This window comes from Moritella yayanosii (assembly GCF_900465055.1).
Lineage (GTDB): Bacteria > Pseudomonadota > Gammaproteobacteria > Enterobacterales > Moritellaceae > Moritella > Moritella yayanosii.
Genome location: NZ_LS483250.1, coordinates 981,908 through 1,004,667, shown reverse-complemented (window position 1 = coordinate 1,004,667; position 22,760 = coordinate 981,908). Strand labels below are relative to the sequence as shown.

The window sequence follows — 22,760 nt, the reverse complement described above, 5'->3', positions numbered from 1 at the left end:
TTTATTGGCGAACCGTTAGTTCAATTTCCCAAATTTCATCACTGTCGTTGGCGATAGCTTCAACTTTCAGTGTACCCACTTCAGTGACAGTCACTGACAGTGATACAGGGACTACATCACCGCTATTGCGGTTAGCAGAGTCAAGCGTCACTTCGATGTCGGGTAGTTGCTCAAGATCTTCTGGTTGCCAGAAATCAAGGTGGGTACCAACAACATCTTCACGACGGACTGTTGAACCGAAAAACTTAAACTTAACCGGTTGACCGACAACTAAACCAAATTGGTGTGTTGCCACATTAACATTAGTCCCTTCTTCAAGACCAAATGGGGCGATACAAACAGCTTCTAGTGGCGGTTCAAAACCTGGGATGGCTGGCATTGAGCTTTCAACACCCACGTAATATGAGCTTGCGAGGCCGCCTTTAATACGAACGCCTTTACCTTGTTTTGCATAACCGTGATAACAAGCGCCATTGGCAACGGCAAGATCGAGATCAATACCGGTCAATAGTTTTACTTCGTCTTCAACGCCCGCTGTAATCAACCAGTCGTTAATAATACCGATTAACTTAGAACTAATCGCATCAGATTTAAACACTCCGCCATTAAACAATACCGCCGTTGGCTTAATGAAATCACCAGCATCTGACTCGATAGCGTCATGTTGTTTATTCAAGAAGTGTGCAATGTGTTTGGTGATCGCCGCATCTTGTGCATACGGTAAACCAATCTGGGTTAATGCCGATCGGGTAGTTTGTTGTGGCATCTCGGTCACAGCAATCGCAGGGAAGAAACCATCGAGAATAGTTTGCTCAACTTCATCACGTGTTAGTTCTGTTTGCATGGTACCCGCAATCAGTTTAGACCCACGACTTGGAATAACAATTGGCATTACATCAAGGTCACCGTCGGATAACAACTTCTCTTTTGCATCACGACAAGCATGTGTGATTGCTTGAATTTGCCATGGTTGTAGTTGTTTACCTTCTTGCATTAATTTCATTTTTAGACGATACGCAAGTGCAAGATCCATATTATCACCGCCAAGTAGGATATGTTCACCTACGGCAACACGTGACAATGTTAAGTTACCTTCAGATTCGTTAACCGAGATTAATGATAGATCTGTTGTACCACCACCGATATCGATGACTAAAATGGTATCGCCTACCTTGACTTGATCACGCCATTCATCACCACATGCCTCTAACCAGCTGTATACAGCCGCTTGTGGTTCTTCAAGTAGATTTAAGTGTTTAAGGTTTAAATCTTGTGCCGCTTGAGCGGTTAAGTTACGCGCGGCGGGATCGAATGAGGCCGGAATGGTAATGGTAACATCTTGCTCTGCAATCGGTGAATCAGGGTGTGCATGATTCCAAGCTTCAGCTAAATGGTTTAAGTATTGAGATGTTGCAGTTACTGGTGATATCTTTTCAACTTCATCAGGGCTTGCGAAGGGTAATATAGCATCATGTGGGCTGACCGTTGCGTGACTTAACCAGCTTTTAGCACTCGACACTAGACGAATAGGTGTTTTAAGCCCAAGGTTGCGTGCTACATCACCCACCAGCGTGGTATTGTCCGCGTTCCAAGGTAATGGCGTTTGATCTTTGCTAATTTCATCTTCGTGCGCTTGATAGACAAAAGAAGGCAGTTGATATTGTTCAGTTACCGAACCAAGTGTAGATAGCTGAGGAATTGCAAACAGCTGTTTAACTGCTTTATCACCTTCGTGCTCTAAATTGATATACGATAATACACAGTGTGTGGTGCCTAAATCGATACCAATACTGTATTTTGGCACTTTTTCGCTCATCGTTATGTCGCTCATAGTTCCACCTCTGCTGCAGCAAGGATATTGGTGTTATGACCTTGTGCTAGTTTAGGTAAATTAACACTACTGATTTTCCAACCTGCGTGTACTAAGATGCCTCGGTAAGGGGCAGAGCCCAACACATTACCAATTAGCTTAACTTCAGATGGGTTAAAGCCTGCTGCTACGGTTACTTGGCTTTCTTCTTCTTCACTGCGGATTGGCGTGAGAGTAAAGTATTCATTGATTACTTTTTTACTACCAGTATGAATAATACGGGCTGCGGCACCGATTTGTTCGTCAGAGGCACTGGTTAAATCTTCTTGGATAAAATCGATGAAACGTGCTTCACTTTGTAATAATGACAACAACTGACAAGCGGCGGCAGGACTTGCTTCTTGTAGAGGGGCTTGGATTTCGACAATCTTTTCAACTTCAACGATTTTCTCAATTTCTACGTGTTTGATAACCTCTACAATTTTTTCAACTTCAACTTCCACTTCTTTTTCAACAATCTTTTCTATTTCAATTGTTTTTTTACCACCTCTAACGAGGGTAATTAATAGCAGGATGAGGGTAAGCGCGAACAAGGCAATATGCACTGCATCAGGGCCAGTCGGGAGTTCAGAGATATTTGTAAGGTCGAAGTTCATATATTTTACTCAAGTTTGTATAAATCAATATTATCTGCGATTTTATCATAGTTATTTATGTTACGGAGTATAATGTGATTTTTTGGCTTATTTACCTAGTACTTAGGAACAAAGAATAGCTATTTTAGCGGGATTAATTAGAAACGTATTTTAAAGTTTCGTTGTTTTTTAAAATAAATAAAAAAAAGCCCAGTACAAATCCATGTAATGAGCTTAGGGAAATTGGTATAGCTGTAATATTGAATATAGTAAATTATTTACGTATATCAAATTAGCATTAAGTTATTGTGCACCATATCGTAAAAAAACGTGACAGCATAACTGGCGAACTTATTCGTTAAACAAGTTATTATCACGTACCAGATCACGCGGGTAGTTATTTTTTAAACGTTGGTTTACGCGTTTACCTAAACCAAGCACACTGCCTTCAAGCAAGACGAGAAGTTCACCTTGGAGTTGCTCTAAATTATCAATCTCGATATCAGAGAAGTTAATATCACGTCCCATGATGTATTGTTTCGCTTGTTCAATATTCAGTGACACCGTATTTTTATCACAATGATGACCAAAGGTACGCGCCCATTCATGTTGAGCGCGGAAACCTTTTTTGAATTTATCAGCGATTTTAATACCGATACGATCAAATTTGAATTTGCCGATAAAAGCAGGGAACTCTTTCGGGAATAGCCAGATTTCATTATCACGATAATAGAAAACACCACTTTCAAATTCAAAGCTAAATGCATCACGGAAATAATCACGAATAGCGTCATTTTCGAGACGGCTAACTGGACTGAATGGGAAGACTAAGCGTTTTTTCTTTTTAATAGGGCGTAAACTCAGCGTTTCTTTTTTAGTGAACTTAGCCACAAAGAAACCTTCACTATCATAAATCTGTGGCCAAACGTGTAAGAAACCTTCGGCGGTCAAGCAGTTATTCGCGGTTGGGAATAAATCGTTAAGCGGAATAACTTCTGCATTGTCAGGGTATAAATCAAGTAGGTGTTGGCAAACAGCTTGGTTTTCAATTTCGTTCAATGTACAGGTTGAATAAATTAAAGTACCACCTGGTTTTAACGCTTTAAATGCACTGTCAATTAACTCTTTCTGAATATCGGCGATGTCATTGATACTTTTTAAAGACCAATTAAGCATGGCTTTGTCGTCTTTACGGATCGCGCCCTCACCAGAACAAGGCGCATCAAGCAATACGGCATCAAACATTTCTGGTAACCAAGTACCAAACACATTTGCATCATAGTGACTAAGCGCTACATTTTTGATACCACAGCGTTTAATGTTCGCACTAAGCACTTTTAAACGGCTTGATGATAATTCGTTAGCCACGATGAAATTGTTATTATTACAGAGTGCTGCTATTTGACTTGTTTTTGAACCCGGTGCGGATGCGCAATCGAGGATGGTATTATATTGTGCGGTGGGGCCTGAAACTTGTTCTTTAAATAGTGCCGTAACAGGCAGCATCGAGCTTGCTTCTTGAATATAGAAAAGGCCTGCAATATGCTCCCAACTATTACCGAGTTTGGTATCGGTATTTTCTTGTTCTAACCAAAAACCTTCTTCACACCATGGTACAGGGGTTAATAACCATTGTTTTGTTTTAGCTAGCTGCTTAAATGCTGCAACAGAGATCTTAAGTGTATTGACACGTACACTGGTTTTCAATGGTGTTTTGCAGCAAGTTATAAAGTCATCCATAGAGAGATGGTCGGGAATAATGTTACCTATTAACGTCAGGTAATCTTCAGGCAGTTTTATATTGGAATGCACTTTACAGGCTCAATTGAATAATTAAGGGGGTATTTTATCATATACCGCAGCTACTTCAAGGTTGGGATGGTTGAAGTAGCTGCGATCGCCAGTTTACATAGCTGGTTTTTCTATCTTGGTATTCCACTTAAGCCAATCTGGATTAACTTCTTGGGCTAAATAAAATTTTGAAAAAGGCGCTGCAATTTGACTGTTTTTATTTGTTTTAGGTGTCGCAAACGCAATACCACCAGATAAGATAGCTTTTAATGACTCGGCTTTTAAAGTTGCGCCGGTGAGACCGATATCAACATTAAATCCAGAAACAGCCCAAAATTGACTATCATTGCGCACTAAGTGTTGATACTTAGGTTCAATGTTCAAGGTGATGAGTACTTTATCACTTTGCGCTGACAATTCGGAGTGGGTTATGGAGCCGACTTCTATCTGGCGGAAGTAGACTGGTGTACCCGCAGTTAACCCCATTAATCGTTCACTGATGACAGTGACGGATAATCCGACATCTTCAGACGCAATTTCGGGTGCGCTGTTGAGGACTTTAAAGCGTTTGACGGTATTACCGTTACCTTTCGTCACGTTGATATAAGCACCAGATAGCAAGGTATTCGCATTTTTAATGCCATTTAAGCTTACTTCAATACGCTCTAACCAGTACTGGCTGCCTTGTCGTATGAAGTATTTTGCATAGTCTGTGTCTAATTTTGCGGTGGCTTCGATAAAACCTTGCTCAACTTTTAGCGTTATAGCGCTGATTTCACCGACACTGATACCCTTGTATTTAATTTCAGTGCCCACATTGATATCAGTACCTGATGTGAATGTTAATATCACTGTTGGTCGGTCGTCGGTTGCGGCTGCAAAACTACGAAACAGTTTGTAATGTGTTGCGTGTGATTTAGCAAGGCTGATTTTGTTGTCATTAACCGGTTTGATGTTATCAAAGTTAATGCCACCAGCGATAATAGTCAGTAACGATTCTGTTTGTACTTTTAAGTTACTTAAACTACCAGAAATATTAATCCCAGATACATCCCAAAACACGCTGTTGTTATTAATTAAGTGCGCATACTGGCTGAGGATATCCAAGGAGATGACAATATGCTCGTTGTCGGTAGCCAAACGGAAATCAGCTATCGAACCCACTTTTAATTTACGATAGTAAACGGGTGCACCATTAGTAATTACATGGCTAGGTTTACTTAATAGGGTAATGGTCTTATTGGCCTTAAACGCATTGCTACCTAATTTTGCAAGGGCAAGGGAAGGGTAAAGTTGATATTGTTGATTGCGGCGTTTCGATTTAAACACCGGATCATTAACAAGTTCGATACCACCACTGACTAAAGCGGCAATGGGTGATGACTTGATATTAAGACCTGAGATACTAGCATTGACTGTTACACCACTTATATTAATAAAGCGTGTCGAACGGCGCAGTAGATGTGCATAATCTTGATAGATGTTCACGTTTAAATCAATCAAATTGGTTTTGGTATTAAACATGACGTGGCTGATGTGGCCTACTGGGTAATTCTTGTAATAGATTTTATTGCCGACCGCTAAACCATTAGCATCATTAGCTGAAATCGAAATTTGTTTATGCGGAATAAGATCGTCAACGTTTGATACCAGATCAAATGTGGTTTGTAGTTCGCCTTTCCCGGGGGTGAATAATATAAAGTTACCAGTGACAAGGTTAGCTATATTCTTACTCTCAGAAAATGACAGGGTCGTTTTTTCCACCCAGAATCGGGTACCTGTACGCAATAACTCAACAACTTCGGGGTCTATATCTGCAAATGCTGTTGCCGTTGGTGTTGTTTGTTGGGTTTCAACGTCAATCAATTGGGTGATAACTTGGGTTATTTCGCCGACCTGTTGGCCATTTAAGTAGATATTGTTACCAATTTTAATGTCATTGGTATTCGCCAGATTAAACTCAATTTCAACCGCTCGCTCAGCATCACGGACATTATTATAGAGATGATAGGCGCGGTTATTTTCTGCTGGTTTACCATCAACGGGGGAATCAAACGCCAGTGCACCACTGATAATCGCGGTCAGACTTTCTGTTTGAATTGTCACCCCATTAAAACCAAACTCAGCATGAATACCACTGGCATTCCAAAAGCGCGAAGTGTCTTTTACCAGGTAGCTGTATTGTTCTTTAATGACGGCTTCAATTAATATTTTATCGGTGTCTTTATCTAGTGTGAAGTTGTGTACTTGGCCAACGGGGATCTTTTTATAAAAAATTTCTGAACCAGGACGAACTGAAGCTAGTTTATCTGCAGTTAAGCGTACAATTAAACCTTGATCGTCAGGTAAGGTATTAGGTGCTGTTTGTACCGCATCAAATTCAATACTGTATTCACCATCGCCGGGTAATAAATTGATATAATTACCCGTGACCAACGCATCCAGTCCTGAAATACCGGCAATTGAAGCTTTGGGCGCGACTAACCAAAATTGTGTATTACGGCGTAAAACGGGTTCCGCTTTACTGTCTATTTCGGCGGTCACATAAACACCTTTAAGGTCGTCATCTAATGCAATCTTATTCACTTTTCCGATATTCAAACCTTGATACTTGATCAGGGTTTTACCTTCCACAATGCCATTCGCATTGTCAAAATGAACACGTATTTCAATACCAGCTTGCGCAATGCTTTGGTACATGAGGTAAATTCCAAGTAAGACGGCGACAATTGGCAGTAACCAGATAGGCGACATCACATTCGGTTTGTGTAATACCGGTTTAGGTGCATTACAATTATTCGGCATTTGTGGTTCGTTATTTTCTTTCATTTTTATGGTTTAAATCCCAAATTAAACGTGTGTCAAAACTTTCAGTGGCTAAGATTGTTAATACGACAACCAAACCAAAGCAAGTTGCTCCATATCCGGGGTCGACTGAGAGTAAATTACCTCGGTTGATCACCGCGACCATAATCGATATAACAAACAAATCCATAAAGGACCATTTGCCAATCCAATGAATTGCATTAAATAATAATAATTTTCGTTTTGGTGCAATAAATATCTTATTTTGAACAGATAATAAAATAAGTATTAAACCAATAATTTTAAATAAGGGCACCAAAATCGACGCGATGAAAATAATAATCGCGATGCCTAAGTTATCACTTTTTGCCAATGCGATAGTACCTGACATAATGGTATCCGGTGTGGTCTTACCGGTACTGGTCAATGTGCTAATAGGTAAAATATTGGCAGGAATCATCATGAACGCTGCGGTGATTAATAAGGCCCATGTTTTTTGGATACTACGCGGTATTCGAAAGTGAACACGGGTAAAACAACGCGGACAACGCTGTTGTTTTACATCCTGCTCGACACTGATAAGTAGGCTACATTCTTGGCATTTTGCGATTTTATTGTCTTTAGCGTTTTGCATTTTTTTCCATCTTTTGCCAGAAAAGTTCCAGGTTAAGTCCATACATTATAAGGCTTGAAATAAACATAAGTGAGACGAAACTCAATAAACCGAGTTGCAATTTAATGTCTGCAATGTCTGAGAGTTTAAAGACGGCAATTAAAAAACTCACCAGATAAACTTCTAACATACTCCATTCTGTAAAAAAATTAACGAGTTTGAGTAATAAGATTAGCTGTGGCGTATTACGTTTGGTGAGTAATAGTAAACAAACTTGTACCAGACAGGATAAAAATAGAAAAGGCGCAATAAAACTACAAAAGATAACGAGTAGACCGACGAAGTAAAAATTTTTCTCGAATAAAGCCCATGCCCCTTGAATAAGTGTGGCTGATTCTTCAACGCCCAACATGGTGATGGTAAACATTGGAAATATGTTCGCAATTATAACGAGAAAAAGGCCTGTTAATGAAAGTGCGAGTATAGTGCTGATAGAAAAAATTATATTGGTATATAATAGTGTATTACAGCGAGGACAATGCGCATGTTTGTTTTTTTCTAAAATAACGTGTTCAACAATCAGATCACATTTATTACAGACATTAATATTGGTCATTTATACCCGCTAATAGCTAATTACTTATGCTTGTATTCATGCTCAATTTTATCATTAAATGTAGCACGTTAGATAATAAGTTCATTAATAGCATTGTTCTATTGCAAATATCAACACTATCACGAGTTATCATCATAGGTTTCTGCCAAATAAGGCTTATTTAGTATGTGGTAACAACAATCAAGCATATTTTATGCGTTGTTTATGTGATAGCTCTAAAGCGGTTTTTCCCAAAGTGTATATGGCACTTTAACTAACAAACTATATGTTCATATCCGTTTGTCATACCACCACTGCTCACGTGAAGACGATTTATAGTCTGTTTGGATAAAATCAATGAAGCAATCTGCCATCGAATGTTGGGTGATAATCCCCTCACCTTCCATCATGGTCAATGCTTCATAACCTTCTTTACCTTTCATGGTATAAGCGGAGGAGCTTCCGTAATAAATCATGTCATGATCGATATCCTTCCAACCATCTTCTTCCGTATAGATAGTCAGTTTAGCAATTCGTTTACCAAGGGGGCGCTGAGCATAATAGCTAAAATTCAGGTTATAGGTATAAGGGTAACTTCCCGAGCCAGAGCCAAGAACCCCATTATTGGTGGCGTTGTTGATTGCACCCTCTAGTGCCTGTGCTATGTATTTGCCTTTGATGCGATAAACACCGATGGGAACGGCAAAGGGCAGTAGCTTACCTGCAATATCACCAATTGAAATATTACCGCGGTGTAAAGACGTTCTCACACCGCCAGCATTATGAATTGCAAAGTCGACGCGATGACCATTTTTATTCATCATATGAGCAAAAGATTCAGCGACGAGCGGGGCAATATCACTGCCTCCCTTCAGATCGGGAACGCGGATGTGTCGCATATCCTCTGCTAACTTAGCGATCACGGTATTTTGCAGTTTATGTACTCTAGGGATATATTTATCCTGTAGCAAGCTTTGTAGTATCGGATCTTTTTTACATACAACCACGTTTTTATGCTGAGTTAGGTAGAGGCTAGCCTTTGCATGGATGCCATCATCATTGGCTGTTAACAAGCTTGCATCGATACAAAGTCGGCGACCAATAAGCAGTTCATTTTTGCCCTTGAAAGTGCTCACCGAACCATCGGCGGCGAAATCAATGTCACAGTGACCAAGTGCCTGTGAGTGAAATCCCGCTTGAACAATATAAGTGCCATTAACCTGATGTCCGTATTCAGATTCTTTTTTAAGTCCTAAATCACTGAAATCTCCGAGAAGGGTGTGGCTATGACCACCAATAATTAAGCCGATACCATCCACTTTTTTAGCTAATTCACAGTCACCATCAAAACCAAGATGGCTCACTAATATTATCTTATTAATGCCTAATTTTCGGATAGCTCGAACAGTATTTTTGGCGGTTTCAAAGGCATTAACAAATGGCGTATCCGGATCTACATTCGCTATATCGGCCATCTTATCCAATGACACTCCGAATATAGCCACGGGCTCGCCATCTACAACACGAGTCATCCAGCGTGCAGTCTGCTTATCAGCCTGATAAGAGAATAAGTTTGAACGACCGCTTAAATGATGAGACTTCGTTTTTATTTCGTTAGAAAGGTCCCAGTTACCCGCTAACAGTGGGAACTGAATACGATCTAAAAATGCCGCCACAGGTTCATTGCCCATATCGAGTTCATGGTTACCAATTGTCATTACATCAATGCCCAGTGCGTTGAGCATATCTGAGTTGGCCTTACCTTTAAACAGCGAGAAATAGAGCGTCCCTTGAAAACAATCTCCAGCATGAACAAATATAAAGTCGCGATCATGTTGCAGGGCTGTCGCTTTAAGTTGTTTAGCTCTGGTTGCTATACGAGAAAACCCGCCATTACTGACATAAGGCGATATACTCTGGCCATCAATGTTAAGCTGTAATTGCAGTGACTGAGGTTCAAAGTAAGAGTGCGTATCATTTATATGTGCGAGTGTTATCCTAACTGGCTTATTATTCTTTATCATCATGTTTCAATTTTCATCTGTATTTTAATCGTTCGTGTTAACTGAATGGAAAGCCCTTCCAGATAAGTTTAACATATTTGATAATATTGAATATAGGAAGCTTGTTGCACATAATCCTGTGTCAGATATAAAGTATTAAAATTTATTTTTACTAGCCTTGGTATAAACAACTATGACAAACCGACTGCCTCAGAAAACCTCCTCGACTATATCGACGCTCAACGATCTTGCGAAGTTGGCAAACTATTCTCTTATGGACACGCTCAACTGTGATCCTGATGCGACAGAAAACGGTGCCGACCACGCGCCGCGACAAGTCTTCACTGGCCATTATGTCCCCGTCAATCCTACTCCAATCAAAGACCCAGAGTATGTAGCGCACAGTAAAACCTTTTTTTTCGAGCTTGGCTTCGCCGACAGTATGGCCGAGTCCCCCGATTTCGTCCGCATGTTCTCCGGCGACATCTCGCAGGTTCCAGAGCCGATGCGCAAGGTTGGTTGGGCTACTGGCTACGCACTTTCCATCTACGGCACTGAATACATCCAGCAGTGCCCGTTCCAAACCGGCAACGGATATGGAGACGGTCGTGCAATTTCTGTGCTTGAGGCCGTGATCAATGGTCAACGCTGGGAAATGCAGCTCAAAGGTGGTGGCCGCACGCCATATTGCCGCGGTGCGGACGGTCGCGCGGTCTTGCGCTCGAGTATCCGCGAGTTCTTGGCTCAGGAGCACATGCACGCACTGGGCGTGCCCACATCACGGTCTTTGAGTTTGTACGTTTCAAAAACTGAGAAGGTGAAGCGACCGTGGTACTCACAGGGCTCACGCTCGGAGAATCCCGACATGCTTATATCTGAAGCCGTCGCTATCTCGACACGTGTCGCACCGTCGTTCATCCGCGTCGGCCAACTCGAACTTTTCGCTCGCCGTACCCGTAAAAACGAACACCCGAAAGCGATGGAAGAACTCGAGAAGATTGTGCTGCACTTGATTGATCGTGAGTACGCTGACGTTATCGATAGGCAACTCACCACCCCAGAAAAAGTGGTGTTGTTGGCGCGCGAGTTTCAACGCCGCCTCACGTCACTGGTGGCTAACTGGATCCGCGTCGGCTTCTGTCAGGGTAACTTCAACAGCGACAACTGCGCAGTCGGTGGCTTTACACTTGATTATGGTCCCTTCGGCTTTTGCGATGTGTTTAACCCGCATTATCAGCCTTGGACGGGTGGCGGTCATCACTTCTCATTCATGAACCAACCAAGCGCAGCGCAAAAAAACTTCGACATGTTTTGTTTAGCGTTACGGCCGTTGCTGGCATCGCATCAGGACTATTTGCTAGAGCTTGATGAGATTCAAAGTGGATTTTCGACAGTAATGCACACGCAAATGGACTCGATGTGGGCTGCCAAGCTGGGACTGGATCTTGATATAGGCACTTTGAACCCCGCGTCTCACAAGGCACTTTGCAACGACCTGATCAGCGAGCTAGAAACACTCATGATGCAAACGCCGGTCGATTACACTATTTTCTTCCGCGAGCTCTCGTCGATACCCAACGACATTGGGCCACTGAAGAAAAGCTTCTACGAAAACTTATACAATAATAGGGCGCATGACTCTGACCCCAAAAAGAGGGACGCCAAAGAGATGGACAAGCGCTGGACAGAGTGGCTCGAAAAATGGAAAACACTGCTCAACAGCGCCAGTGACGCGAACGCACCTTCGCCCCGATCCAGTGAGGAAATCTCTAGGCAGATGAAGCTCGTTAACCCAAAATACATTTTGCGAGAGTGGTTTGTTATGCCAGCTTATCAGCAAGCAGCTGCGGGAAATTACTCTCTAATTCGAGAACTGCAGGACGTGATGACACAGCCATATGCAGAGCAGTCGAAGGACGTGGAGGATAAATACTATAGGTTGAAACCGCCTGAATTTTTTGAGGTGGGTGGATTGTCCCATCTTAGTTGCTCGTCGTGATTCTTTGAATTTAAAAAAGTAATGCCAGAAACAACTTAATAGTGAATGCGGCGTTCTTCAATTTGTCATACTCAAGAACAAATTGCACTTAAAGTTGTATCTGGTGACTTATCTTACATCATCGATACAATAAGTAAGTCACGTAAGGTTCAGTTAATCATGGCTGGGCAGTAAACCTGATAAAGAGTTTATAATCTTTGACGTAAAACCCCGTCATTTATGTCGGGAATGTAAGTCGTTATTGCGAAGCAATAAGCGCCCTGGCCTTTATTCTGTTGAAGTTAATCGCGTACAAATACAGATTTCACCCGAATAACGAGCAAGCAGTCATGCTTTCTCAGACATTTGGTTGTGTGCGTGTCGCTTATAATTCAGCATTGGCGTTTTCTAAAGCGCAGTATGAACTAGGCAATAAAACCAATTATAACGATTGGAGTAAGAACCTCACTCAGCTTAAAAAGAACCCCGACCTTTTGTGGCTGAAAGACATATCAAGCGTGCCTTTGCAACAGGCGTTAAAACACCTTAACAAAGGTTTTCAGTCCTTTTTTAAGTCAGGGTTTGGTTACCCTAAATTTAAATCAAAGCATCATTATCAATCAGCCAGTTACATGAGTAACGGGTTCAAATGGGATGCAGATAAACAATCATTATTACTCGCTAAAATGAAGCAAGTATATTCGTCGGTTATCATGCTGATATTCGTGGATTACTTGCTTTCACAAGCAGCGCCTACCTTACTACTTTTCTTAAATCGAGAGGCGTCGTGACACCTGCCTTCAGTCTAGGTCGTGGGTCAGCTAACTTTCATCATGCAGGCACTCTCGATGCCGTAATTTTGGCTCTACGGGTGTCAGCACTATTTCACGCGATATCGCCCAGATATAGGCAATCATTTCCCGCGCTATGGCCGTGACAATTACATTATGATGTTTGCCACGGCGTAACATGGTTTGATATCGACGGCACAACCTAAGCTGTGCTTTACATGCGCTTTCCATTTAGGTCAGCAACAATGGTTTTACCTAGGTATTCCTGTCGAAGTTGCAGTTCTTTGGAGATGTTTGCTGCAAAGCGATAGGTGTGTGCCCCCTCAACAAGTAAGCGCCTTGCTCGACTATTACCACACTTAGTAATAGATCCGAGCTTACGGCTCCCACCACTACTATGTTCGCTAGGAACCAGCCCTAAGTAACTCATTAGTTTTCTTGGGTGATCAAACGGTAGATCCAATAACCACAAGGACCGGCTTCATAAACGAAGTGCAGAGTTGCATGTGGCGATTAATTGTAAATAGCGATTCGAACCGACGCACCAATTTTATAACTGATTGTTTCGTTGATGGATTCTTACCAAGATGAATATATTATGGCTCTGGTTTTAAAAACTAACCCACAATGTTGGAGGCTAGCACCTAGTGGGGAGTTATTATGTCTAGCCGTATAATCCCATACTTGCAATTTATGCCGAAAAGGTATAGTTTTAACTCTATGTATACTTTTGAATATGATCTAAATAAGAGTCAAATCAACCTCGATAAGCATGATATCGATTTTGAGGAGGCTAAATTACTGTGGAATGATCCTGATTTAATCGAGATCCCTGCGAATACAAGCGATGAATCTCGTTTTGTAATAATCGCATTCCATAATGGCAAGCATTGGTCTGCTGTTATTACGTATCGAGATATAAATATACGTATAATTTCAGTTAGACGCTCACGAAAAAATGAGGTGAAATTTTATGAAAGCTTCTGATTTTGATAAAGAATTTGATGAAGGCAATGATATATTTGCCAACCTTGATTTATCTAAAGCGAAACGCACTATGCAAACAACTAAAAGGGTTAACGTAGACTTCCCTGAGTGGATGGTTGACTCACTAGATCGCGAAGCAAGTCGCGTTGGTGTAACTAGGCAATCAATTATAAAAGTGTGGCTAGCCGAACGAATAGAAAACATTAATCACCATCATCTTAAACACGGTTAACAAGGCATTTAAACGGAACTAAAACAGTGGGTTACGTTCCGCTTCGCTACACAGTATAACCCACAATTTTAGTCCGCTTAATGCGGCGTTGGTATGACTCCCCACGTCAAGTAAAACGCAGAGATCCTTGCTAAAAAATATAGCTATAAATTCACTTTTATTAATAAAGTGAGTTAACGTAAGAATGAAGCAAGTATATTCGTCGGTCATCATGCTGATATTCGTGGATTACTTGCTTTCGCCCAGATATAGGCAATCATTTCCCGCGCTATGGCCGTGACAATTACATTATGATGTTTGCCACGGCGTAACATGGTTTGATATCGACGGCACAACCTAAGCTGTGCTTTACATGCGCTTTCCATTTAGGTCAGCAACAATGGTTTTACCTAGGTATTCCTGTCGAAGTTGCAGTTCTTTGGAGATGTTTGCTGCAAAGCGATAGGTGTGTGCCCCCTCAACAAGTAAGCGCCTTGCTCGACTATTACCACACTTAGTAATAGATCCGAGCTTACGGCTCCCACCACTACTATGTTCGCTAGGAACCAGCCCTAAGTAACTCATTAGTTTTCTTGGGTGATCAAACGGTAGATCCAATAACCACAAGGACCGGCTTCATAAACGAAGTGCAGAGTTGCATGTGGCGATTAATTGTAAATAGCGATTCGAACCGACGCACCAATTTTATAACTGATTGTTTCGTTGATGGATTCTTACCAAGATGAATTGGTTTGACGCCCCGCACATCTTCAATATAAGCGACCTCAATAAATGATTTGTGTGTGTCCATGCCAATAAAAACTATGTTATGTTTACTCATGCTAGTCTCCATTTTATATTTGTGATGAATATATTATGGCTCTGGTTTTAAAAACTAACCCACAATGTTGGAGGTAGCACCTAGTGGGGAGTCATTATGTCTAGTGCGTCAAGCAAAGCTTGATGCATCTTGCAGGGTGTAAGTCCCTGTCAGGTAAGGTTTAACCAACCACCTGTATCGAGTGTTGCGCCTTTGGCGGAGTTTGAGATTAGCCGATGCTTTTCAGTGAGCGATCACAATCAAGCGAACAATATAGGTGAAGCGTACACAGAGAATCATATAGGCCATAGGGATTGTCGTGGCATGTTTGAAGAGATGTATTGAGAACTTGAGAGATCCAAAGGTGTTCCACAGGATGTGGTAGGGAAGCTTAGCCAAAAGCAAAGCCAGCGATGACCCTTTGGAAGTCAGATCAGCCCATAGTAGTCTGAGCAGGGGAAAGCCTTGACCATGGCGAAGGAGCTGACAGTTATATTTGAATTGTAATAGAAACATGCACCAGACATGTAGGGCTGGATAATGCATGAAAACTGAATTGCAATTCGTTACATTCAGGTGAAGCTGTGTTGGCAATAAAATATCGCTGGACAGAGGAACGAGAGTAAGATGTTTTATTATCGAGTACGTGAAGGCAAAGTCTGCACGAGTGAATATATAACTGAAGAGCCGGATGCGGTAGTTCCGCACGTCTGGATCTGTGTGGGGTCGGCTCAGTAATGGATCGCTCTACCACGTTTTTGTCCAACAAGTTAGCTGATAATCCCAATTCATGTAACCGCTCTAAGCCGTGTGCATGCTAAGGCGAACTGACCCCTTAATAAGTTAACTTGGTGTAACTTGATTATTTGTTTTTCAACATATTCCATAGAATACATGACGGCACTATTTTCCAGAAATAGGTCATAGGAAACTTGGAATATAATCTTGCAAACTTGCAACATGGACCTGAGTTATTTATCATCAAGTTAACTGAATTAAGAGTGAACAATCCATGACACAGAAAGTATCAACAGAAGTGCAAACAGAATCGACACGCATTGCGAACGGTATTAAAAAACCAGGTCAAAGCAGAGAGCAGACTAAATTGATCGCGGCAGGTATTGAGAAGGGAATTGCTGAATACAAAAAACAGCATAAAGCTAAAGCTCGACAACTTGATAAGCAGAAAAAACAAAAAATAAGATCTAATACTGCGGCAGCAGCAAAAGAAAATGAAGCAGAGATTGAAATTGAACAAACACCAGCAAGTTCAAGCCGATTACCATGGGCATTATTAGCGCTAAGCTGGGCTGGTTTTGCAGGCTATCTTGTACAAAATGGTGTGATTAAACTCGGTTAATCGTTTTGCAACCTACCCGTGAACGTACGCGCAGGTTGCAGACAGCATCAAATCTATATTGAGCATATAAGAATAGGTGTTATGCAACGACACCTATTCTTATACAACGACACTTATTCTATACATAGTGGGTGTTGTTCGCTTGCTACCCGCATAAATCTTGCGTATCACAAAGTAATTCAGCATAGCGTAGCATCGGAATGTTCATTTCTTCTTGCAGCCATTTACCTTTAGTCAGTAGCTCAGATTTTTTTATTGAAGGGATGTTGTTTTTGAATGCGAGTACGATTGTGTTGCTACTGTCTACGGCGAAACTAAGCAATTGGTTATCAAATTCCAGCGCGAGTAATGCATCTAACTCTTTTTGTAATTCAAGTGTTGTATGGCAGATATTGAGTACGAGGACACCTTGTTCGTTGAGCGCGTTTTTACAATCACGCAAGTAAGATACTTGTACTTGTTTCGGTTCCATACCTTCCGAGTTGTATAGATCTGAAAAAATAATGTCGCTTTTCATGTTGGTGTTTTTAATGTGATTTACCGCATCGTCTATATGAATGAAGAGGCGGTCACTGTCGGGTAAGCTAAAATATTCTTTTGCGGTCTTCGCCACTGCTTCACGGTATTCAACCACGTGTACGTTTAACTCGGAGAAACTACTGAGTAGGTTCTTTGCCATTGAGCCAGCACCTAGTCCCATAATCGAGACTGTTTTGAGTGTGGGGATAAACAATAAACCCGCCATCATGGCTTGCGTGTAGCCGAGCGCTAATCCATTAATGTTATTCAGTTTCATGAAACTTTGGTAGATCTTCCCATCAAAGCTGAGGATCCGGCTAGTCCTTGTTTCGTAAACATAGATAGGACCGTGCTCATCGACCGTGTGTGAAATACAGGTACCATTAATATTCATCGTATTTTTAACTTCTAACATACAGCCTTGTGATCCTTAAAGTCTAAGCTTAGTTCCGTGATGAGTATATCGCATTTAGAGGGTATATCGTGAGGGAGTTAAGTATTTTGGACCTTTAGATGCTCAGGGCGTTTAAAGGTCACTTTTTGTTCTTTACTCCTCTTTACAGTGTTCTCTCTTTGCGTTTTCTTTAATTTGTCATATTATGTCACTCTATTTTTATTGGAGAACACAAATATATGAAACGCATTATGCTATTTCTTGCAACCAACCTGGCTGTAATGGTGGTTTTTAGTATTGTATTAAACATTATCTATGCGACTACTGGCATTCAATCAGGTAGCCTTTCTGGGTTGTTGGTGATGGCGGTATTGTTTGGTTTCGGTGGTTCATTGATTTCATTAATGATGTCGAAGAAAATGGCGCTACGTTCAATTGGCGGCGAGATCATCACCGAACCTCGTAATTCAAATGAACACTGGTTATTAGAAACTGTTGCTCGACAAGCCAAACAAGCCGGTATTGGTATGCCTGATGTTGCTATTTATGATGCTGCCGAGATGAATGCATTTGCAACCGGTGCTAAACGTGATGCTGCCTTAATTGCGGTATCAACGGGTTTATTAGCACAAATGACACGCGATGAAGCTGAAGCGGTTGTTGCTCACGAAATCAATCATGTTGCTAACGGTGACATGATCACGATGGCCTTGATGCAAGGTGTTGTGAATACCTTTGTTATCTTCTTATCTCGTATGGTTGCTAATGCAGTAAGTGGTTTCACATCGAATGATGAAGAAGGTGAGGGTGAAGGTGGCGGTAGCTTTATGACTTACTTCATCGTATCAATGGCGTTAGAAATGCTATTTGGTTTCTTAGCCAGTTTCTTAACTATGTGGTTCAGTCGTCAACGTGAGTTTAAAGCAGACTCTGGCGCTGCCGACCTCGTTGGTAAAGACAAGATGATTGCAGCTCTTGAGCGTCTTAAAACGAGTCAAGAAACACAACTTGAAGGTTCGATGTTGGCGTTTGGTATTACTGGTAAGAAGACCATGATGGAGTTATTAATGAGCCATCCACCACTGCAAAACCGTATTAACGCATTACGTAACCTTTAATATACGGATGTTTTAAATAATCATTTTAGATGATTAAGTTAGCCCCATTGGCACTCTTACTTACAATAAGATTAACCCTTTGGGGCTTTTTACGTTCTATAAGGCTATTTTAGAGATAAGTTGCGCGGTATAAATTAAGTACTATCTCTTTATGGTTAATAAAATGCGGTTATAACGTTAAAATGTGATAGACAAACGAATAATAAATGCTAAAAAAGTGTATTTTATATGTTGTGAATTAGTGGCTTGTGAGGTGACAGCTAATGACGAACATGACTATAGATAAAGGACCAGGTCGTAATAGTATTGAAAAAAATTTGTTGATGGCGAGGTTAGTTAAGTTAATCATTGCATTTGGGATCCCGCTATTTTTACTGTCCGTTCCTACTTCTCAATTCCCCTTTGATGACCTCACTATAATCCAGCATCGATTGTTAGCCATTTTTATTCTTGCTGCCCTGCTGTGGATCCTCGAACCTGTCCCTGTGTTTGCTACTTCAATTTTAATTATCATGCTTGAGTTGATGATGTTGTCTGATCAAGGCTTATACAGCTTTCGCTTTTTTAATGATGGTGTAGACCCTGCTACTAATATTGAAGGCTTGATGCATTATAACGATATTTTTGCTGCCTTTTCGTCACCGATTATTATGTTGTTTCTTGGTGGCTTCTCACTAGCCATTGCCGCGAACAAATATGCCCTTGATACCAATCTTGCCAACGTATTATTAAAACCTTTTGGCACGAAACCCGCGTCGATCATGCTGGGTTTGATGATGATCACTGCGATGTTTTCGATGTTTATGTCCAATACGGCAACGACTGTGATGATGCTTTCATTATTAGGTCCAATCCTAATGTCAGTACCGAAAGAAGACAAGGGCATTAAAGCCTTAGTCTTGTGCGTGCCAATTTCTGCCAATCTCGGTGGTATTGCAACCCCGATCGGCACGCCCCCCAATGCGATTGCATTACAGTATTTAAATGATCTTTATAGTGTCAGCTTTCTGGATTGGATGATGATGGGGCTACCCTTTGTGTTGGTATTATTAGCGTTTGCGTGGTGGCTATTACAAAAATTGTTCCCATTCAGTTGTGACAGTTTACATTTGCAATTCGGTGGTGATTTCCAGCGGAGCTGGCAAGCAATCGTGGTTTATATCACCTTTGCTCTCACGATTGTGTTATGGATGAGCACAGGCTTACATGGCATGAATACCTATGTTGTGGCAATTGTGCCTTTGGCGATTTTCACGTTAACAGGCATCATAGGCAAAGAAGAGCTTAAGTTGATTAATTGGGATGTATTATGGCTAGTTGCTGGTGGTATTGCGATTGGAATTGCGTTAGATAAAACTGGATTAGCGGCTGTCATGGCTAATTCGATTGATTATTCAGTGCTGCCGGCCTTGTTGGTGATCTTAGTCATGTCTTTCTTGTGTTGGTTAATGGCCAATTTTATTTCCAATACTGCAACGGCTAATTTATTAATGCCCATCGCAGCGGCAGTCGCGACTTCAATGGATGATTTGTCATTGTTGGTGATGTTGGTGGTGGTGGCGTGTTCTGCTTCACTCGGGATGATATTACCGGTTTCAACACCGCCTAATTCGTTGGCATATGCGACGGGATTAGTTGCCAGCAAAGATATGGCAAGAGTTGGACTTATCATGGGCCTTGCTGGTTTGTCTCTGGTTTATATGGTTATTCTGGTACTGATTTAGCCGCTTTAATCTACAGTTGTTGCTGATGTTGTTAAAGTAGGTTGCGTAGTATTAACGATGTTACGTTTATTATCTAATTCGTATACCCAATCACATTGGCTGGGTAACGTTGCTAAACACTGCTCGGTAATGCGTTGGAAATAAGCAGTGAAATTACGCACTTCTGCACTGGTCATAAATGTTTCTTGTTGTTTGTGGTCAGTATTCTGTTGTAACGTTTGACGTTTATTTTCTTGTTCTAATCGCCATGCTTGTACACTGTCGAAACTAGGTGCTTTGAGCATTAACCAATGATCGATACGTTGGTAAAATTCTTGGTAGTTTTGTTTTAATTGTTGATTGACATAACTGCGCCAAATACCGTATTTGTCTTTTGTCGCTTCTAATTTGTTGATCGGATAAATAAGGTCTTTCATTAGTTGCGGCTGTACGCCTAGGCACCAACCTTCTAAGATGATCACATCAATAGGACGATCGACAATTGGCCATTGTGATTTTGGGTAAGGGTTGTCAGAAAATTTGTTAAATCGTGGTAGCAGTACAGGCGAGTCCGCCGTTGCGCCTGCACAGAGCTTATCTAATGTTGCCTTGGCAAGGTCCATATCATGCGTTCCTGGAACACCACGGGTACGTAATAGAGGGTGAATTTGATTGGCTAGTTCGTTACGTTGTTTGTTGCTGTAATAGAAGTCGTCTAGAGATAATACTGCAACATTTAAGTCAAATTCGCTACTTAGGCGAGTGCCAAGATAATCGGCAAGGGTTGATTTCCCCGAGCCTTGACAGCCGTTGATACCGACGATAAAGGTTTTTTTTGCCTGTTTTTGGTGCGCAACAATACTTAGTAGTGCACTAGAAAAGTACTTTTCTGCATGAGTTAAATAATCTGCATCCAACTGGTGACGCTGAATGAACTGGTCTAGCATTGGCATTGTCTTCATAGATCACCACTTTTCTTTGAATTTATTTTTAGAATTTAAAATCATCATCAATAACGACAACATTTAAACAGCTTTTAATAAACATTTAAACAACTAATTCATAGCATTCACTACTATGTCAGTTTTAGAGGTTACTTTATATTTCGTGTTAATTGCCCTGGGTCTAATTATTTTGTTAGTTCTTGTCGTGTGAACCTTGAATTTTCTTCTGCTACAGTCAGTTATAAAATCAAGATATATCATTAAATAGTATAGCGAATAGCAGGTAAGATGAAGTAGGTCGATTAACGCTGCGGAATAAGGTAAGCTGAAGTCTGTTAAATATTTGCAGTTGATTATGCTAAGTTAAACAGGCGGTTAATGTGCAGAACCTCATATTGAGTAGGATAAAATAATGTCATCGTTGGAAATGGGTCGTTTGCTACAAGATAAAACACTAAACGACGAGCCCCATGCTGGTGCAGCTAAACAGCTAAACGACTTGGGTATTTCGGGTTTGATGACACTTGAAGCAATTGAATTCCAGACCCTTGAACTTGATGCCGTTTTAGCGAACTGTCAGCAATTGCAAGATAGCTACGCGCAGCGAAAAGCAGATCTACCATCAGAATTACAAATTTGCTTACATGGTTCTGCAACCAGTACTGAACAACTTGCTGTGTTGGTGCAACTTATCCAGAGTGCGCCGCAAGCATTATGGTCGTTAAGGGATGAGAGTTTTAATTGTTATGAAATGGATTTTCGTTTAGCGGCATTACAACAGCATTTAGCTATTTTAAAACCATTAAACAAGCAGCTTGCGCAGTTTGTGAATACCAATGCGCTGGGGTCTATAAGTTCACTGCAATCGATCCAATGCTGTTTGGATAATGCCGGGATGTTTCGTTGGTTCTCCTCCAAATGGCGTAAAGCCAAGCAACAAGCATTAACGCTTGCATCGAATGAACAGCTAAAGCTTGATGACATTCAAATGCTATTTCCAGCCATGATCAGTTATGTCAATACGCAAACACATTTTGATCAGCTGTTTGAACAAGCGCCGATCTTAGCTACTTGCCATCAGGGCTTGAATACCGATGTCGCGCCACTGTTAGCGGTGCGTGAATGGTATAAAGATGTTGAATTTGCACTGGCTGAGCACTTTGCTAGCGAAACAGGGATCTTACAAGGCTTGTCTGTTATTGATCAGCAAAGCGCGGATAAGTTGGTCAGTGAGTTTAACGCAAGTTTAGTAACGACGATTAAGCATATAGATAAGCAAATGAATAAGCTGAGATTAAGTTTTCCTGGTTATCAAGCGTTGCAACAGGGTGATGTTGATTACGTTGTTGCGGTGACTGAGTTAAAAATGATTATTATAAATGAGTTATGTGTTTTGAAGGACGGCGGGGTGGAGAGCCATACTTGCCTATCTGAGCTTTGAAACATCAGGATTTAAGTGCTTAATGCCTACGGTGTAAATTACACTGAAACCTTGCTAAGCCGGTTTCAGTGTATGAGTATTACGAAAACCTTTGCACTTCAAATATAATAAACGCTGAATTTAGACATAAAAAAACCTCGCTCATTGAGCAAGGCTTCATTATTTGGTGCGTCCTACAAGATTCGAACTTGTGACATCTAGCATGTCGAGCTAGCGCTCTACCAACTGAGCTAAGGACGCGG

At 41.2% G+C, this 22,760-nt stretch carries 17 protein-coding genes, 1 tRNA gene and 2 pseudogenes; 8 read left to right on the top strand and 12 right to left on the bottom strand.

Annotated elements, in window-relative coordinates:
* Position 1 precedes the first annotated feature (1 nt).
* From MORIYA_RS04485 to MORIYA_RS04455, 7 genes are all read right to left on the bottom strand, one after another.
* Positions 2-1,831: an Hsp70 family protein gene (locus tag MORIYA_RS04485; protein ID WP_174216899.1), complete on the bottom strand. Its 1,830-nt coding sequence runs from the start codon at positions 1,829-1,831 to the stop codon at positions 2-4.
* Complete coding sequence (locus tag MORIYA_RS04480) at positions 1,828-2,466, bottom strand: DUF2760 domain-containing protein (RefSeq protein WP_112713044.1); 639 nt, start codon at positions 2,464-2,466, stop codon at positions 1,828-1,830. The genes MORIYA_RS04485 and MORIYA_RS04480 overlap by 4 nt, the downstream gene beginning before the upstream one ends.
* Before the next feature lie 330 nt (positions 2,467-2,796).
* Positions 2,797-4,257, bottom strand: a complete 1,461-nt coding sequence (gene rsmF / locus MORIYA_RS04475; protein WP_112713042.1) for a 16S rRNA (cytosine(1407)-C(5))-methyltransferase RsmF — start codon at positions 4,255-4,257, stop codon at positions 2,797-2,799.
* Positions 4,258-4,350: 93 nt separating this feature from the next.
* Complete coding sequence (locus MORIYA_RS04470) at positions 4,351-7,065, bottom strand: MlaD family protein (protein WP_112713040.1); 2,715 nt, start codon at positions 7,063-7,065, stop codon at positions 4,351-4,353.
* Positions 7,052-7,675, bottom strand: coding sequence for a paraquat-inducible protein A (locus MORIYA_RS04465; RefSeq protein WP_112713038.1), 624 nt, complete (start codon positions 7,673-7,675; stop codon positions 7,052-7,054). Before MORIYA_RS04465 ends, MORIYA_RS04470 begins: the two co-directional genes overlap by 14 nt.
* Entirely contained in the window at positions 7,662-8,270 is a 609-nt protein-coding gene (locus MORIYA_RS04460) for a paraquat-inducible protein A (RefSeq protein WP_112713036.1), read from the bottom strand. Before MORIYA_RS04460 ends, MORIYA_RS04465 begins: the two co-directional genes overlap by 14 nt.
* A gap of 269 nt (positions 8,271-8,539) precedes the next feature.
* A complete protein-coding gene (locus MORIYA_RS04455; protein WP_174216898.1) occupies positions 8,540-10,276 on the bottom strand; it encodes a bifunctional metallophosphatase/5'-nucleotidase in 1,737 nt (578 codons plus the stop codon).
* A gap of 169 nt (positions 10,277-10,445) precedes the next feature.
* Between MORIYA_RS04455 and MORIYA_RS04450 the strand changes: the two genes are divergently transcribed.
* Both MORIYA_RS04450 and MORIYA_RS04445 read left to right on the top strand, forming a co-directional pair.
* Positions 10,446-12,251, top strand: a complete 1,806-nt coding sequence (locus tag MORIYA_RS04450) for a protein adenylyltransferase SelO (protein WP_112713032.1) — start codon at positions 10,446-10,448, stop codon at positions 12,249-12,251.
* 275 nt (positions 12,252-12,526) lie between these two features.
* Positions 12,527-13,021, top strand: coding sequence for a helix-turn-helix domain-containing protein (locus MORIYA_RS04445; RefSeq protein ID WP_197713353.1), 495 nt, complete (start codon positions 12,527-12,529; stop codon positions 13,019-13,021).
* Between the two features lie 40 nt (positions 13,022-13,061).
* Here the strand turns inward: MORIYA_RS04445 and MORIYA_RS04440 are convergent.
* Positions 13,062-13,472, bottom strand: a pseudogene (locus MORIYA_RS04440) (transposase); the annotation flags it as partial.
* 209 nt (positions 13,473-13,681) lie between these two features.
* Here MORIYA_RS04440 and MORIYA_RS04435 point away from each other — a divergent pair.
* Entirely contained in the window at positions 13,682-14,008 is a 327-nt protein-coding gene (locus MORIYA_RS04435; RefSeq protein WP_232011507.1) for a BrnT family toxin, read from the top strand.
* A complete protein-coding gene (brnA, locus tag MORIYA_RS04430) occupies positions 13,995-14,240 on the top strand; it encodes a type II toxin-antitoxin system BrnA family antitoxin (protein WP_112713030.1) in 246 nt (81 codons plus the stop codon). Before MORIYA_RS04435 ends, brnA begins: the two co-directional genes overlap by 14 nt.
* A 209-nt stretch (positions 14,241-14,449) precedes the next feature.
* Here the strand turns inward: brnA and MORIYA_RS04425 are convergent.
* Positions 14,450-15,060: pseudogene (locus MORIYA_RS04425) on the bottom strand (transposase).
* Positions 15,061-16,051: 991 nt separating this feature from the next.
* Here MORIYA_RS04425 and MORIYA_RS04420 point away from each other — a divergent pair.
* The gene (locus tag MORIYA_RS04420; RefSeq protein ID WP_112713028.1) at positions 16,052-16,399 is read left to right on the top strand and encodes a DUF2956 domain-containing protein; all 348 of its coding nucleotides are present in this window, start codon (positions 16,052-16,054) and stop codon (positions 16,397-16,399) included.
* Positions 16,400-16,544: 145 nt separating this feature from the next.
* On the opposite strand, the gene MORIYA_RS04415 is transcribed toward MORIYA_RS04420, so the two are convergent.
* Complete coding sequence (locus MORIYA_RS04415; RefSeq protein WP_112718438.1) at positions 16,545-17,312, bottom strand: spermidine synthase; 768 nt, start codon at positions 17,310-17,312, stop codon at positions 16,545-16,547.
* A 239-nt stretch (positions 17,313-17,551) separates the two neighbouring features.
* Here MORIYA_RS04415 and htpX point away from each other — a divergent pair, with 239 nt between their 5' ends.
* Both htpX and MORIYA_RS04405 read left to right on the top strand, forming a co-directional pair.
* A complete protein-coding gene (htpX, locus tag MORIYA_RS04410) occupies positions 17,552-18,430 on the top strand; it encodes a protease HtpX (protein WP_112713026.1) in 879 nt (292 codons plus the stop codon).
* A gap of 263 nt (positions 18,431-18,693) precedes the next feature.
* Positions 18,694-20,154, top strand: a complete 1,461-nt coding sequence (locus tag MORIYA_RS04405) for an SLC13 family permease (RefSeq protein WP_408632076.1) — start codon at positions 18,694-18,696, stop codon at positions 20,152-20,154.
* 5 nt (positions 20,155-20,159) lie between these two features.
* Here MORIYA_RS04405 and MORIYA_RS04400 read toward each other — a convergent pair whose 3' ends face one another.
* Positions 20,160-21,095, bottom strand: a complete 936-nt coding sequence (locus tag MORIYA_RS04400; RefSeq protein WP_112713024.1) for a hypothetical protein — start codon at positions 21,093-21,095, stop codon at positions 20,160-20,162.
* Between the two features lie 394 nt (positions 21,096-21,489).
* On the opposite strand from MORIYA_RS04400, the gene MORIYA_RS04395 reads away from it, so the two are divergent.
* Positions 21,490-22,518: a hypothetical protein gene (locus MORIYA_RS04395; protein WP_112713022.1), complete on the top strand. Its 1,029-nt coding sequence runs from the start codon at positions 21,490-21,492 to the stop codon at positions 22,516-22,518.
* 164 nt (positions 22,519-22,682) lie between these two features.
* Here the strand turns inward: MORIYA_RS04395 and MORIYA_RS04390 are convergent.
* Positions 22,683-22,758: transfer RNA gene (locus MORIYA_RS04390), tRNA-Val, on the bottom strand.
* Positions 22,759-22,760: the final 2 nt, after the last annotated feature.